Source organism: Streptomyces sp. NPDC006134 (genome assembly GCF_040628835.1).
Lineage (GTDB): Bacteria > Actinomycetota > Actinomycetes > Streptomycetales > Streptomycetaceae > Streptomyces.
The window spans coordinates 31,425-44,615 of record NZ_JBEXTV010000020.1 but is presented as its reverse complement, the minus strand read 5'-3'; the positions used below and the strand labels follow the sequence as shown (position 1 = coordinate 44,615).

The window sequence follows — 13,191 nt, the reverse complement described above, 5'->3', positions numbered from 1 at the left end:
CAGGGCCCTGGAGCCCACGTCCCCCCTTGAGTACGTGAGATTGGAGGAACGGGCCGGTGACCGGGCAACCGGGCACCACCGTCCCATCACCCACCATGCAGACCACCGACAACAGCCTCACCTGGCTCCTGCAGAACCTCCTGGAGCGCACGCCCGGCACCCGGCACGCCCTGGTCCTGTCCCGGGACGGCCTGAAACTGTGCTGGACCGAGCATCTGACGCTCGACCAGGCCGACCAGCTCGCGGCGATCTGCTCGGGCATCCAGGCCCTCGCCCAGGGCGCGTCCGTGGAGTTCGGCGACGGCACCGGCGGCGTCCGCCACTCCATGACCGAGTTCCACGGCGGTCTGCTGTTCATCGTGGAGGCCGGCGAGGGCGCGCATCTGGCCGTCGTCGCCGAGGAGGACGCCGACCCGGGCGTGGTGGGCCATCAGATGACCGAGCTGGTCGAGCAGATCGGTGAGCACCTGCGGGCCGAGCCCCGCAAGCCCGTCCACGGGAGCGCCTCGTCGTGATGCGCAAGCCCGTGGACACCGGTGACCCCGACCGGCTCTACACGGTCACGGGCGGACGCAGCCGTGCCGACGACTCCTTCGACCTGGTCACCCTGGTGGTCAGTGAGTGCGAGCCCACCGCCGGGATGCAGTCGGAGCACGCGCGGATCCTCGAGATGTGCCGGCATCCGACGGCCGTGGTCGAGATCGCCGCGGAGCTGAAGCTGCCGATCACGGTGGTGCGGATCCTGCTCGGCGACCTCCTCGCCATGGGCCGCATCACCGCCCGTCACCCGCGCGCGGCGCAGTCCGTCGCCTCGCTCCCCGACTCCGCCCTTCTCAAGGAGGTGCTCCATGGGCTCCGCAACCTCTGAACTGCCTGTCCGCCGCACACCCCTGGCCGATGCCGCGGAAACCGGCCTGAAGATCGTCATCGTGGGCGGGTTCGGAGTCGGCAAGACCACCCTGGTCCGCTCCGTCAGCGAGATACGGCCGCTCAACACCGAGGAGGTGATGACGCAGGCCGGCGTCGGCGTCGACGAGACGCGCGGGGTGGCGGCGAAGACCACCACGACCGTGGCGTTCGACTTCGGGCGGATCAGCCTCAACGAGCGCATGGTGCTCTACCTGTTCGGCGCCCCGGGGCAGGAACGCTTCTGGTTCCTGTGGGACCGGCTGTTCTCCGGCACGCTGGGCGCGGTCGTCCTGGTGGACACCCGCCGGATGGACGACTCCTGGTACGCGATAGACCGGCTGGAGCACCACAGGACGCCGTTCGTCGTGGCCGTCAACCGGTTCGACGACGACACCCACCGCCACTCCCTGGACGAGATCCGCCAGGCGCTCGCCCTGCCCGCGCACGTGCCCATGATCGACTGCGACGCGCGGGTGCGGCAGTCCGGGAAGGACGTGCTGATCACCCTCGTGAACCACCTCTACGAACGGGCCGTGGCCCAGGAGGCGACCCTGTGACCGACACCGGACCCTCCGCCGGCGGCGCCGCCCCGGCCGGCTGCCCGGCGCACGCGGGCGCGGTGCGCCTGGGCGGACTGGAGTACCAGCAGACCCCCTCCCAGCTGTACCGCGCCCTGCGCCGGGAGCACGGTGCGGTCGCGCCCGTGCTGTTGGACGGGGACATCCCGGCGTGGCTGGTCCTCGGCTACTCCGAGCTGACCTATGTGACCAGCCACGACGAGCTGTTCGCCCGTGACTCGCGGCGCTGGAACCAGTGGGAGAACATCCCGGCGGACTGGCCGCTGCTGCCGTTCGTCGGCTACCAGCCGTCGGTGCTGTTCACCGAGGGCGAGGAGCACCGGCGGCGGGCCGGGGTGATCACGCAGGCGCTGGAGGGCGTCGACCAGTTCGAGCTGGCTCGCGACTGCGAGCAGATCGCCGACCAGCTCATCGCCTCGTTCGCCGGGAGCGGCGAGGCGGAGCTGATGAGCGCCTACGCGCACGCGCTGCCGATGCGCGCGGTGGTGCGGATGTGCGGGATGCCGTCCGCCGGTACGGACACCGAGCAGCTCGTGGACGACCTGCGGATCTCCCTGGACGCGGCGGAGGGGGACGACCCGGTGGCCGCGTACGCGCGGGTCGGGGAGCGGATCCACCGGCTGGTGAAGGAGAAGCGGGAGCGTCCCGGCCCGGACGTCACCTCGCGGATGCTGCTGCATCCGGCCGGGCTGTCCGACGAGGAGATCGTGCAGGACCTGATCTCCGTGATCGCCGCGGCCCAGCAGCCCACGGCCAACTGGATCTGCAACACGCTGCGGCTGCTGCTCACCGACGAGCGGTTCGCGCTGAACGTCTCGGGCGGCCGGCTCAGCGTCGGGGAGGCGCTGAACGAGGTGCTGTGGCTGGACACGCCGACGCAGAACTTCATCGGCCGCTGGGCCGTGCGCGACACCCAGCTCGGCGGGCGGCTGATCCGGGCGGGCGACTGCCTGGTGCTGGGGCTGGCCGCGGCCAACACCGACCCGCAGATCTGGCCGGAGTCGCACGTCGGCGCGGAGAACGCCGCGCACCTGTCGTTCAGCAACGGGGAGCACCGCTGCCCCTACCCGGCGCCGCTGCTGGCCGACGTCATGGCCCGTACGGCGGTGGAGACGCTGCTGGAGCGGCTGCCCGACCTGGTGCTGGCGGTGGAGCCGGAGGAGCTGACCTGGCGCCCGTCGGTCTGGATGCGCGGGCTGACCTCGCTGCCGGTGCGGTTCACGCCCGTGGTGCACTGACGGCCGGGCCGCGCGGCGGATGCCCCGCGCGGCCCGGCACGCCCCGTTTCAGGAGGCGACGGGGGTGAACCGTACGGGCAGGGCCTGCGGGCCGCGGGTGAAGACGCCCTGCTCGGCGGGTTCGAAGCCGTCGGCGAGCCGGACGTCGGGCATGGCGTCCAGCAGCTGGCCGACGCCGGTCTCGACCTCGGCCTTGGCCAGCAGGGCCCCCACGCAGAAGTGCCGGCCGAGCGCGAAGGCGAGGTGGTCGGCGGCGGCGGAGAAGGCGGTCGTGGTGGTCAGGTCGTCGCGGAAGATGTCGAACCGGTCGGGGTCGCGGTAGCGGGTCTCGTCCCGGTTGGCGGCGCCGATCAGGCAGGTGACGGTGGCCCCGGCGGGGATCGTTCCGCCGCTGAGGGTGACCTCGGCGGCGGACTGCCGCATGATCATGTGGACCGGGGGCGTGTAGCGGAGGGTCTCGGCGAAGGCGCGGGGGATCAGGGAGCGGTCCTCCCGTACGGCGGCGAGCTGCTCGGGGTGGCGCAGCAGGTTGGCGAAGATGCCGGCGATGGCCTTGTCGGTGGTCTCGCCGCCCGCGGCGAGCAGCAGGCTGCAGAAGGACTTGATGTCCTCGTCGCTCATCCTCACGCCGTCGACCTCGGCGGCGCACAGCGTGGACAGCAGGTCGTCGCCCGGCTTCTCGCGGCGTTCCCGGATGATGGGGAACATGTACGCGGCGAACTCCGCGCGGGTCCGCTCGCCGGCGGCCGCCACCTCGGGGTCGCCCGACAGGTTCCCGAGGAAGGCGATGACCGACGTGTACCAGCGGTGGAACTTGTCGTGGTCGGCCTTGTCCAGGCCCAGCATGTCCGCGATGACGTTGACGGGGAAGCGGGTCGCGTAGTCGGTCACCAGGTCGGCGGAGCCGGTGTGCCGGAAGGCGTCGATCAGCTCGCGGGAGTTGCGCTCGATCACGGGCAGGAACTTCTCCTGCAGGTCGCTGCCGCGGAACGCGGGGGCGACCAGCGCGCGCCGCACGGCGTGTTCCCGGCCGCTGAGCTGGAGGATCGTCTTGCCGTGGACGGGTTCGATCTGCCAGTCGTAGTTGTCGGTGGTGAACTCGCCGTTCTTGTCCTTGAAGACGCGCTCCACGTCCTCGTAGCGCGAGATGATGTAGCTCTGGGTGGCCTCGTGCCAGATGAGGGGTGCGCTGTCGCGCATCGCGCGATAGGCAGGGTAGGGATCCGCGGCGAACTCGGCAGAGAGGATGTCGGGGACCTGCTGCGCGGTGGGCATGGAGCTCCCTGTGGTCTGTGGCCGGATGTACCGCACAAGGTTATGGATCACCCGGTGACCGGAACAGGTGCCTCCTGGCCGTCTGCCGGGTCCGGGACGGCTGTTGGCCGAAAATCGACCATGTGTTCCGGGCGTGCGCCGGTCCGGGCCGGCCGTCTCGCCCACAGCGCTTCCGCAGCCGTCTTGAGTCGCCTGCTGTCAACAACCCTCCAGTCGATTTGTCACATTCCTTGGTGGCTGTTACATCATGAGGGTGTCGTCACGGACCGTGTCAGGACTCGTGCTCACGGAAGGAGCGACTCGTGTTGATATCCGCCGTGGTGATCCCGTTGGTGCTGCTCGCCGCCGTTTTCGCGCCCGACGTCTACGAGGACTGGAAGCTCTACGTCCGGCAGAACCGCCTGCCGCTCCCCTCCCCCAGGCCCGCGCTCCGGCCCAGGTTCCCGCGGCCCGTGACCGCCCGGGAGAACCGGGGTACCCGGGTGCACGATGTCCGGACCTGACCGTAATCGGACGGAAGGGAAGGTGACGATGAAGTACGAGGAATTCCTGGCCCGGGTCCGCGAACGCGGCGAGTACGACAGCCAGGACGAAGCCGCCAAGATCAGTGAAGCTGTCCTCGCCGTGCTGGCGGAACGGATCAGCCCCGGGGAGAGCGAGGACCTGGCGTCCCAGCTGCCCGGACCGCTCGGCGCGTCGCTGAGGGACGCCCGGCCCCAGCGGGCCGAGAGCTTCGGCATCGAGGAGTTCTACCGCCGCGTCGCCGAACGCACCGGCGCCCACACCCGCACCGCTCAGTGGGACGCCTCGGCGGTGCTGACCACCGTGGCCGACGCGATCAGCGGTGGCGAGCTGAACCAGGTCATCAGCCAGCTCCCCTCCGGTTACGCGGTGCTCTTCGGCAAGGCCGACCTGGCGGACTGAACGGACGAAGCCGCCCCCCTCCCCCGCCGGGCGGCCGCCCCCGGCAGGCCCGCGGCGCGCGTCACCCCTTGATCCCCACCCCGGCCCACAGGCTCACCTCGGCGTCCGTGGGCTGCTCCGTGGGCTGCTCCGCCCCGGCGTCCGTGGCGGCGGCCTCGGGGCGCCAGCGGTGGCCGACGGCGAGGCCCGGTTCCAGCAGGTCCAGCCCGTCGAAGAAGCGGGCCACCTCCGCCTTGGTGCGCAGTTGCATGGCCGTTCCGGACCGGGTGTAGATCTCCTTGATCCGGGCCACGGTCTCCGGGTCGAAGTCGGGCGTTCCGTGGCTGAGGGCCAGGGCGCTGCCCGGGGGGAGGACGTCGAGCAGCCGGGCGACGATGCCGTAGGGGTCCGCGGCGTCGGTGACGAAGTGCAGGACCGCGTTGAGGGAGAGGGCCACCGGGCGGCTCAGGTCCAGCACGCCGGTGGCCCGTACGCGGTCGAGCAGGGTGCCGGGGTCGGTGACGTCGGCCTCGACGTACGCGGTGCGGCCCTCGGAGGTGCTGCGCATGAGGCGCTCGGCGTACTTCAGGACCAGCGGGTCGTTGTCGACGTACACCACCCGCGCCTTCGGCAGGACCGACTGGGCCACCTGGTGGAGGTTGGGCTCGGTGGGGATGCCGGTGCCGATGTCGAGCCACTGGCCGATTCCGTGGTCGCGGGCCAGGACCCGGGTGGCCCGGTGCATGAAGGCGCGGTTCTCCCGGGCGCACACGAAGACGCCGGGCCAGGTGAAGGCGACCGCCTCGGCGGCCTGTTCGTCGACCTCGAAGTGGTCCTTGCCGCCGAGGTAGTAGTCGTACATACGGGCCGAGTGCGGCTTGCCGGTGTCGAGGTCCCGCGGGGCGTTGTCGGTCATCCTGTCCTCTGTCCTGGGGTGGTGGGCACGTGGGCGGTCGGGTGCGGCGCGGCTCGCGCGGGCGGCCGGGCGGCGATGGGGGCCGGCGCGGTTCAGGATGCGGGGCGAGGGGCCGCCAGGTGGTCCGCGAGGCCCTTCTTGACGCCGGTGACGAAGGCCGCCATCTCCTCGGCCGTGTAGATCAGGGCGGGGCCGGCGGGGTCGGTGGACTGGCGGAAGGCCACCCGCCCGTCGGCGAGCCGCTTCACCTCCACGCACTGCCCGCCGTTGGGGCCGCTCCAGGGGCGTTCCCAGCCCTGTTCGCCGAGGTGCGAGGCGGGCATGCCGTTGTAGGCGCCGCCGGGGGCGATGGTCATGAGTACTCCTTGCGCATCCGGTGCAACAGCGCCTTGCTGGTCTCGTCGCAGGTCCGCAGCGACATCCGGCTGTGCGCCTCCAGGTGGGCGGCCACGTCGGACCGCCGGTCCAGGTACACGGAGGCGGAGAGGATCTCGCTGTAGACGATGTCCGGCAGCTCCGGCTCGGCGAAGCGGAAGTACGTGAACGGGGCGCCCGCCCCGGCGTGGGGTCCGGCCGAGAAGGGCACGACGTCGACGCTGACGTGGTCCAGCTCCGAGACCTCCAGCAGGCGGTCGATCTGCTCCCGCATCACCTCGGGGCCGCCCACGGGCCGGTGCAGCACGGCCTCCTCCATCACCACCCACAGCGTGGGCGGGTCCGGTCTGCCGAGCAGCCGCTGGCGGCGCAGGCGCAGTTCGACCCGTCGTTCCAGGTCGGCGTCGCCGTCGCCCGGGAAGCCGGCCCGCAGGACGGCGCGGGCGTAGTCCGGGGTCTGGAGCAGACCGGTGACGTACTGGGGTTCGTAGGTGCGCAGCACCGTGGCGTCGGTCTCCAGGCTCACGTAGGCGGTGAACCAGGCGGGCACGACATCGCGGTAGGCGTGCCACCAGCCGGGCCGGTTGGCCTGCTCGGCCAGGGCGAGGAACTCTTCGGTCTCGCGCCGCCCGACCCCGTAGGTGTGCAGCAGTTTCTCGACGTAGACGATCCTCAGCGCGACTTCCGCCTTCTCCAGGCGGCGGATGGTCAGCGGTTTCACGCGCAGGGCCCTGGCGGCGTCCTCCAGGGACACGCCGGCGCCGCGCCGCAGTTCCTTCAGCCGCTTGCCCAGGATCATGCGGAGAACGGTGGGCGCGGGGGCACCGCTCGGGCGGGCTTCGCTCACGGCTCCACCTCCTGATATGCCCTCACGGAGCCGACAGTGCCCGGCAGTTGGCGGCGGCGTCCACGCGGATACCGGCTTGCTGAAATTATCAGAGAGTCGGTTGCGGCGTGAATACGGCCGAGAGCATGATTGCCTGGGCGAGCGAGCCGTGAAGGCGGGCCCACTCGTCCGCCTCCCGCCGCTCTCCGCCCGCACACCGGTGCACCGCCCCGTGGCCGGACGGCTGCTCCGGCCCACGAGGCGTGGACGCGGTCGCTGTCACCCGCCGGTCGTCACAGCCCCCGTTCCCGACGGAAGGCGCCTGCCGTGTCCCCCCACACCCCTCCCCTTCCCCATCCGCCGGACGCCGCCCACCGGAAGAGGACCCAGTGGCTCGAACTCCCGGCCCGCGCGGACAGCGTCACCGCCGCTCGCCGGTCCCTGGAAGCGCGGCTCACGGCCTGGCGGGTGCCCGGCGACGCGCGCGCCGATGCCGCCCTGCTGCTGTCCGAGCTGGCGGCCAACGCCGTTGTGCACACCAGCAGTTCCTGCATCCTGTGCGGCATCGGGATGATCGGTGACGCCTGCCTGCGCATCGAGGTGCACGACCACGACCGGCGGCGTCGCCGGCTGCCCCGGGGCGGCGTCCCCGGTGTGGACGCCGAGAGCGGGCGCGGCCTGTTCCTCGTGGAGCGGCTCGCGACGGCCTGGGGGGTCGGCCGGTCCCGGCTCACCGGGGGCAACGCGGTGTGGGCAACCCTGATCACGGTCCCCGGCGTCACGGCCTGACACCGGCGCGGTGCCCCGCGCGCCGGAGGGCGCCGCCCCGCACGGGACGGCGCCCTCCGGACCCGGGCGTCAGCGAGCCGTACCGCCCGCCTGGCCTCTGCGCGCGTTGTTGTACAGGCGCAGCAGGTGTTTGGCCACGGCGCAGCGCGCCGCGTCGGCATGGCACTGACGGCAGGTCCGCATGTGGTGCTCGTAGGCCGTGCGGGCTTCTTCCAGGGCGTCGTTCTCAGAAGGCATGGATTCTCCGGGTGAGACGTGGGTCGACAGAGCCGCCAAGTGGTTGTATGACACACCCGAGAGATAAGGTGATCATGTTACTGGCGGTACTGGAAAGTCAGCTTCCGCTCTCTCTCACCGCCTGTACCGACGGCCTCGCACGGCGAACAAGAAGATGACGCTCGAACACGCCGGAGGCATTCGCCAGGGCACGCCACCCCTTCCGGCGCATAGAAATATCCACCAGCATGAGGGGCCCTGAACGGGCGCCCTTTCCGCCCGCGGTCACACAGGGCTGTCGGGTCACGTCCTCGTGCGGGCCCGTTCCGGCGAAGCCGATCGTCGTGCTGGGGGTAGGACATGCAGCGCTGCTGGGGGAAACAGGCCATCGAGTGGCTCGCCGCGGCCGCCACCGACCCACGTCGGTGCAAACGGGAGTGGGACGAGGGAACGGGTACGGCGCTGCTGCCGGCGGGGCGGTTCTGGGACGTGCTCAGCGTCCCCGAACGCCTGGGGCTGTGCGCCGTGGACCTGCTCAGGCGCGACCTGACGGGGGCACCCGCGCCCATCCTGATGGACCACACGGCCGCCCGGGTCGGGTTCTTCCTGCCTCCCGATCCGGCCAGCGAATGGACCGGATCGGGCGTGCGCCGCGTCGGCCGGGGGTCGTGGGTCGCGGTACCACCGCCCTACCGGGCCACGGGGCGTCTGGGCTGGCTCGTGCCGCCCGACGGGACCGGCGCGCTCCACGACCCCGGCGCGGTCGAGCTGGCACTGCGCGAGGCCACCGGCATCCTGGCCGTGCTGGCCCCCGTCAGCTGTCAGTCGTCCGCGGGGGGCAGGCTTTCGCCGGGCCTCGGGTACCGGTAGACGTCGCCGGTCTCCTCGGCGAGCAGGCCGTCGGCGGCGGGAGCGCGCTCGTCGTTCCGGGCCCCGTGGATCGCGGACGGCCGCCCGGACCCGGCCGCCCCGGCGAAGCCGTTCGCCTCCGCCGCGCTCGTCCACGGCGCGCGGACCGGCGCCGGCGGCGTCTCGTCCCGCCACCCCGGTGACGTGTCCGTACGTCCCCGGGGTGGCGGAGCGCCTCCTCGACGACATGGCCGAGGGAGGGGGGACGACCGCGGCCGGGCCGGCCCGCTCGTCGCCGGGCCGGCCCGCTCGTCGCCGGGGCGGACCGCTCGTCGCCGGGGCGGCCCGCTCGTCGCCGGGGCGGACCGCTCGTCGCCGGGGCGGACCGCTCGTCGCCGGGGCGGACCGCTCGTCGCCGGGGCGGACCGGTCACGGCCAGGGGATCTCCGTGGAGGCCAGGTACGCGAGCCCCCGCTCCCTCCAGAGCCGCCCGTGGCGGGCGAGGCGGGAGCGGTGATCCGCCCAGTCCGGCGCCCGGCCGGCCCACGCGGTCTCCGCCACGGACGCCAGGCGCGGCAGGAGCAGGGTCGTCAGGTCGTCGAACGCTTCGACCGATTCGCCGAAGAGCGTCGCCTCGACACCGGCGATCCGCGCGTCGGGGATGCCGTGGGAGGCCGGGTCCCACAGGGCGGTGTGCCGGACACCGCGCGGCCGGTAGGCGGCGAATCCCAGGCGGGCGGCGTGCCCGGCCTGGTGGGGCGGTGCCACCTCCGGGGCGTAGGGGCGGTCGAGATACAGGTGTGACTGCGGGGACAACAGGAGGCGTCCGCCTCCCTCGACGACGCGGGCGACGTCGTGGTCGGCGGGGGCGAAGAACCGCTTGAGGGCCTTGATGAACTCCAGGGTGTGGCCGGCCGCGAGCAGTTCGGGCCGGCGGGCGAGCTCCTCCTCGGTGTCGGGCAGGTCCGTCATCGGCACGTCCACCCAGAACTGGGCGATGTCGTCCTCGGTGATCCCGGCGCGCGAGGACTCCTGCCAGGCCAGTGGCCGTTTTCCCGCCTCCCTGACGAGGGCGCGCAGTTCGCGCACCGCGAGGGCGAAGCTGTCCGCGGTCATCCCGACGGCCTCGTCGCCGCCGATGTGGACGAAGGGGCCGGTGGTCAGCCGGCACACGTCGGTGAGGACCGAGGCGACGGTGTCCCGGGTGGCCGGGTCGGCGAGGTCGAGGGGAGGGACGAACGGATAGCGGCCGGCCAGTCCCTCCGGCGCGGGTGCGGGCGGCAGGTGCGGCAGGGCCTCGCGCAGGGCGGCGCAGTGGCCCGGCAGGTCGATCTCGGGGACGACGGTCACGAAGCGTTCGGCCGCGTACTCCTGGAGGTCCCGGTAGTCCTCGGCGGTGTAGAAGTCGCGTGGCGCGCCGTCGTCCCCGGCGGCGGCCGGTCCGGGGACGGCGGGCAGGCGCAGGCGCCAGCCCTCGTTGTCCGTCAGGTGCAGGTGCAGCACGTTCAGCTTGTAAAGGGCCGCGAGGTCGATGACGCGGCGCAGTTCGTCCGGGGTGAGGTAGGCGCGCGCCGGGTCGACCATCAGACCGCGCCACGCGTAGTGCGGGGCGTCCGTCAGCTCCTGGCGGGGGACGGGGGCGGTGGACGCGATCAGCAGCTGGGCCGCCGTGGTGGCGGCGCGGAACACCCCCTCGGGCGTGGCGGCGCGGCAGGTGATGCCGTCCGCGGTGACCGTGAGGCGGTACGACTCGTCCGCCGGTTCGGCCAGGCCGCGCGGGCAGACGCCGACGGGGACGCGCCGCGGCGCCGGCGGCGCGCCGAAGGCCAGGACGAGGGCGGGTGCGGCGGGGAACCGCCGGTCGTCGTCCGGGTCCGGCGGCAGCAGGCGGTCGCCCAGGTGCGGTTCCAGCAGCGCCCGCACCGTGCGGGCGACCGGCGCGAGCCGGCTGTCGGCGACGTGGATCCGCCAGGGGCCGGCGACGGGCGGTCCCCCGTCGGCCGCGGCCGTCGTCTGCCGAGCGGGCCGGGGAATGACGGCGTTCATGGTCTCCTCCAGCGGGCCGATACGGACCGGTTCCCCGCCCGCGCGTACCGGGCGGAAACCGGGGGGCGGCGCCACGGCCCGGCGGGGCGGCCGGCCTTCGCCGCAGTGGCCCGGCGCCCTCGTGAGGTCGGCGCCGGGCCCCGCGGGCGGGCCTGCCGCGTCCGCGGCGGCGACCCGCCGCCACCTCTTCCTGCCGGACCGGGGCCGCCTGTACGCTAACACGAAAACCGATCAATGAACGCTTTTCATGGAGCCGGAGCGGGCCGTCGTCCGCCGCCCCCTGCGCTCCCACGGAAGGAGCAACCCCCTATGACGCCTTCGACCGAGCCCGGCCTCGTGCTGCCGGACGGCTTCCTGATGGGGGCGTCCACGTCCGCCCACCAGGTCGAGGGGAACAACGTCTCCAGCGACTGGTGGGCCCTGGAGAACCGGCCGGGCAGCTTCGTCGCCGAGCGCAGCGGGGACGCGGCCGACAGCTTCCACCGCTGGCCCGAGGACATGGACCTGTTGAGCGGACTCGGCTTCAACGCCTACCGGTTCGGCATCGAGTGGGCCCGCATCGAACCCGAGCGCGGCCAGGTGTCCCGGGCGGCCGTCGCGCACTACCGTGCCATGGTGCGCGGCGCGCTGGAGCGGGGCCTGACCCCGGTGGTGACGCTGCATCACTTCACCTCGCCGCGGTGGTTCAGCGAACTCGGGGGCTGGACGTCACCGGAGTCGGACGAGCTCTTCGCGGCTTACGCGCGCACGGCCGCCGAGATCCTGCGCGAAGGGGTCCGCTACGTGGCCACCATCAACGAGCCCAACATGATCGCGTTGATGCACACCCTGGTACGCCGTGCCGTCCGGGACACCGGCGGCGGGGACGGCTCCCCGGCCGGCGGACACGGGGAAGGCGCCGCGGCCCTCGGCCCCGGTGCGGTCGAGCCGGACGCCGAGGTCACCCGGGCGCTGATCCGTGCCCACCGGGCCGCGTCCGCCGCTCTGAAGGAGGCCGGTCCCGGGCTGCGGGTGGGCTGGACCGTGGCCAACCAGGTCTATCAGGCCGAGCCGGGGGCCGAGGAGGTCGCCGCCGCCTACGCCCGGCCGCGCGAGGACGTCTTCCTGGAGGCGGCCCGCGAGGACGACTGGATCGGCGTACAGGCGTACACGCGGCACCGGATCGGCCCCGACGGCCCGCTTCCGGTACCGGAGGGCGCCGCCACCACGCTGACCGGCTGGGAGGTCTACCCCGAGGCCCTGGGCGAGGCGATACGGCACACGGCCGGCGTGGTCGGCCCGCACGTCCCCGTCCTCGTCACCGAGAACGGCATCGCCACCGACGACGACGGCCTGCGCATCACGTACACGACGGGAGCGCTGGCGAGCCTGGCCTCGGCCCTGCGCGACGGCGTCGACGTACGCGGCTATCTGCACTGGAGCGCCCTCGACAACTACGAGTGGGGCTCCTACCGGCCGAGGTTCGGGCTCATCTCGGTCGACCCGCACACGTTCGCCCGCGAGCCCAAGGAGTCGGCCCGCTGGCTGGGCGCGCTGGCCCGCGCCGGACGCATCCCCGAGCACCCGGCCGCCGCGCCCGGCGCCCTCCCCTGCGCGGGTTAGGCTGACCGGCATGGCGAAACGGGGCCCGTACGAAAAGGGCGAGGCGAAGCGCACCGAGATCCTGCACGCGGCGCTGGAGATCTTCGCGGCCGAGGGCTACCGGGGCACCTCGCTGCGCAAGGTGGCCGCCCGGTGCAATCTGAGCCTGCCCGGCCTGATGCACTACTTCGGCTCCAAGGAGGACCTGCTCACCCAGGTGCTGCGGATGCGCGACGAGACCGCCCGGGAGCGGCAGGACGGGCGCACCAGCCCCGAGAGCTACCGGGAGATCATCCGGGAAGGCGCCAAGACCCCCGGCCTGGTGGAGCTGTTCGTGTCGATGGCGGCCGCCGCGAGCGACCCCGGCCATCCGGCGCACGAGCACTTCGCCCAGCGGTACCCGGTCCTGCGGGAGCGGGTCGCCGCGTTCGTCCGCAAGCGGATGGACGAGGGACGGATCACCACCGTGATCCCCGCCGACCGGCTGGCGGTCCTGCTGCTGGCGGTGGCCGACGGCATCCAGCTGCAGTGGCTCATCGACCGGTCGGTGGACATGGAGCAGCCGATCGACGACATCATGCGGCTCCTGGAACCGGGGCGGGAGGCCTGACCGGGGCGGGAGGACGAGGACGGGGCGGGAACCGGTACACGCCGGTTCCCGCCCCTTCGTGTGCGGCGCCCGTCCCCTCC

Annotated in this window: 16 protein-coding genes; 10 read left to right on the top strand and 6 right to left on the bottom strand. The window is 72.9% G+C overall.

Annotation, left to right across the window (positions count from 1 at the left end):
* Positions 1–56: 56 nt before the first annotated feature.
* From ABZ340_RS15630 to ABZ340_RS15615, 4 genes are read left to right on the top strand one after another with little or no spacing between them, the layout of a single operon-like run.
* Positions 57–515 carry a roadblock/LC7 domain-containing protein gene (locus ABZ340_RS15630; protein ID WP_358782317.1) on the top strand — a complete coding sequence of 153 codons (459 nt, stop codon included), beginning with the start codon at positions 57–59 and terminating at the stop codon, positions 513–515.
* On the top strand, positions 512–868 hold the full coding sequence (locus ABZ340_RS15625) for a DUF742 domain-containing protein (protein ID WP_358782316.1): 357 nt from the start codon (positions 512–514) through the stop codon (positions 866–868). Before ABZ340_RS15630 ends, ABZ340_RS15625 begins: the two co-directional genes overlap by 4 nt.
* Entirely contained in the window at positions 849–1,466 is a 618-nt protein-coding gene (locus tag ABZ340_RS15620) for an ATP/GTP-binding protein (RefSeq protein ID WP_358782315.1), read from the top strand. Before ABZ340_RS15625 ends, ABZ340_RS15620 begins: the two co-directional genes overlap by 20 nt.
* Positions 1,463–2,725: a cytochrome P450 gene (locus tag ABZ340_RS15615; RefSeq protein WP_358782314.1), complete on the top strand. Its 1,263-nt coding sequence runs from the start codon at positions 1,463–1,465 to the stop codon at positions 2,723–2,725. Before ABZ340_RS15620 ends, ABZ340_RS15615 begins: the two co-directional genes overlap by 4 nt.
* 48 nt (positions 2,726–2,773) lie before the next feature.
* Here the strand turns inward: ABZ340_RS15615 and ABZ340_RS15610 are convergent, their stop codons facing one another.
* The gene (locus ABZ340_RS15610; protein ID WP_358782313.1) at positions 2,774–4,000 is read right to left on the bottom strand and encodes a cytochrome P450; all 1,227 of its coding nucleotides are present in this window, start codon (positions 3,998–4,000) and stop codon (positions 2,774–2,776) included.
* A 302-nt stretch (positions 4,001–4,302) separates the two neighbouring features.
* Between ABZ340_RS15610 and ABZ340_RS15605 the strand changes: the two genes are divergently transcribed.
* Both ABZ340_RS15605 and ABZ340_RS15600 read left to right on the top strand, forming a co-directional pair.
* Positions 4,303–4,503, top strand: coding sequence for a hypothetical protein (locus ABZ340_RS15605; RefSeq protein ID WP_358782312.1), 201 nt, complete (start codon positions 4,303–4,305; stop codon positions 4,501–4,503).
* A 28-nt stretch (positions 4,504–4,531) separates the two neighbouring features.
* Positions 4,532–4,924 (top strand): DUF2267 domain-containing protein, encoded by a 393-nt coding sequence (locus ABZ340_RS15600; protein ID WP_358782311.1) that lies wholly within the window; start codon positions 4,532–4,534, stop codon positions 4,922–4,924.
* Positions 4,925–4,985: 61 nt separating this feature from the next.
* Here ABZ340_RS15600 and ABZ340_RS15595 read toward each other — a convergent pair whose 3' ends face one another.
* The 3 genes from ABZ340_RS15595 to ABZ340_RS15585 all read right to left on the bottom strand — a co-directional run bounded on the left by ABZ340_RS15595 (position 4,986) and on the right by ABZ340_RS15585 (position 7,041).
* The gene (locus ABZ340_RS15595) at positions 4,986–5,819 is read right to left on the bottom strand and encodes an SAM-dependent methyltransferase (protein ID WP_358782310.1); all 834 of its coding nucleotides are present in this window, start codon (positions 5,817–5,819) and stop codon (positions 4,986–4,988) included.
* A gap of 92 nt (positions 5,820–5,911) precedes the next feature.
* Positions 5,912–6,175 (bottom strand): DUF397 domain-containing protein, encoded by a 264-nt coding sequence (locus ABZ340_RS15590; RefSeq protein WP_358782309.1) that lies wholly within the window; start codon positions 6,173–6,175, stop codon positions 5,912–5,914.
* Entirely contained in the window at positions 6,172–7,041 is an 870-nt protein-coding gene (locus tag ABZ340_RS15585; protein ID WP_358782308.1) for a helix-turn-helix transcriptional regulator, read from the bottom strand. Before ABZ340_RS15585 ends, ABZ340_RS15590 begins: the two co-directional genes overlap by 4 nt.
* A 306-nt stretch (positions 7,042–7,347) precedes the next feature.
* On the opposite strand from ABZ340_RS15585, the gene ABZ340_RS15580 reads away from it, so the two are divergent.
* Positions 7,348–7,809 (top strand): ATP-binding protein, encoded by a 462-nt coding sequence (locus ABZ340_RS15580; protein ID WP_358782307.1) that lies wholly within the window; start codon positions 7,348–7,350, stop codon positions 7,807–7,809.
* A 69-nt stretch (positions 7,810–7,878) separates the two neighbouring features.
* On the opposite strand, the gene ABZ340_RS15575 is transcribed toward ABZ340_RS15580, so the two are convergent.
* A complete protein-coding gene (locus ABZ340_RS15575) occupies positions 7,879–8,046 on the bottom strand; it encodes a hypothetical protein (RefSeq protein ID WP_358782306.1) in 168 nt (55 codons plus the stop codon).
* A gap of 339 nt (positions 8,047–8,385) precedes the next feature.
* On the opposite strand from ABZ340_RS15575, the gene ABZ340_RS15570 reads away from it, so the two are divergent.
* Positions 8,386–8,895: a hypothetical protein gene (locus ABZ340_RS15570; RefSeq protein ID WP_358782305.1), complete on the top strand. Its 510-nt coding sequence runs from the start codon at positions 8,386–8,388 to the stop codon at positions 8,893–8,895.
* A 408-nt stretch (positions 8,896–9,303) separates the two neighbouring features.
* On the opposite strand, the gene ABZ340_RS15565 is transcribed toward ABZ340_RS15570, so the two are convergent.
* Positions 9,304–10,920 carry a family 20 glycosylhydrolase gene (locus ABZ340_RS15565; RefSeq protein WP_358782304.1) on the bottom strand — a complete coding sequence of 539 codons (1,617 nt, stop codon included), beginning with the start codon at positions 10,918–10,920 and terminating at the stop codon, positions 9,304–9,306.
* Positions 10,921–11,229: 309 nt separating this feature from the next.
* Between ABZ340_RS15565 and ABZ340_RS15560 the strand changes: the two genes are divergently transcribed.
* Entirely contained in the window at positions 11,230–12,522 is a 1,293-nt protein-coding gene (locus ABZ340_RS15560) for a family 1 glycosylhydrolase (RefSeq protein ID WP_358782303.1), read from the top strand.
* Between the two features lie 10 nt (positions 12,523–12,532).
* The gene (locus ABZ340_RS15555) at positions 12,533–13,111 is read left to right on the top strand and encodes a TetR/AcrR family transcriptional regulator (RefSeq protein ID WP_358782302.1); all 579 of its coding nucleotides are present in this window, start codon (positions 12,533–12,535) and stop codon (positions 13,109–13,111) included.
* The last annotated feature ends 80 nt before the right edge of the window (positions 13,112–13,191 follow it).

Coding starts and splice junctions, on each gene's coding strand:
- ABZ340_RS15575 (WP_358782306.1), bottom strand. CDS start 8,046: ATGCCTTCTGAGAACGACGCCCTGGAAGAAGCCCGCACGGCCTACGAG.
- ABZ340_RS15565 (WP_358782304.1), bottom strand. CDS start 10,920: ATGAACGCCGTCATTCCCCGGCCCGCTCGGCAGACGACGGCCGCGGCC.
- ABZ340_RS15590 (WP_358782309.1), bottom strand. CDS start 6,175: ATGACCATCGCCCCCGGCGGCGCCTACAACGGCATGCCCGCCTCGCAC.
- ABZ340_RS15595 (WP_358782310.1), bottom strand. CDS start 5,819: ATGACCGACAACGCCCCGCGGGACCTCGACACCGGCAAGCCGCACTCG.
- ABZ340_RS15555 (WP_358782302.1), top strand. CDS start 12,533: ATGGCGAAACGGGGCCCGTACGAAAAGGGCGAGGCGAAGCGCACCGAG.
- ABZ340_RS15620 (WP_358782315.1), top strand. CDS start 849: ATGGGCTCCGCAACCTCTGAACTGCCTGTCCGCCGCACACCCCTGGCC.
- ABZ340_RS15560 (WP_358782303.1), top strand. CDS start 11,230: ATGACGCCTTCGACCGAGCCCGGCCTCGTGCTGCCGGACGGCTTCCTG.
- ABZ340_RS15600 (WP_358782311.1), top strand. CDS start 4,532: ATGAAGTACGAGGAATTCCTGGCCCGGGTCCGCGAACGCGGCGAGTAC.
- ABZ340_RS15570 (WP_358782305.1), top strand. CDS start 8,386: ATGCAGCGCTGCTGGGGGAAACAGGCCATCGAGTGGCTCGCCGCGGCC.
- ABZ340_RS15610 (WP_358782313.1), bottom strand. CDS start 4,000: ATGCCCACCGCGCAGCAGGTCCCCGACATCCTCTCTGCCGAGTTCGCC.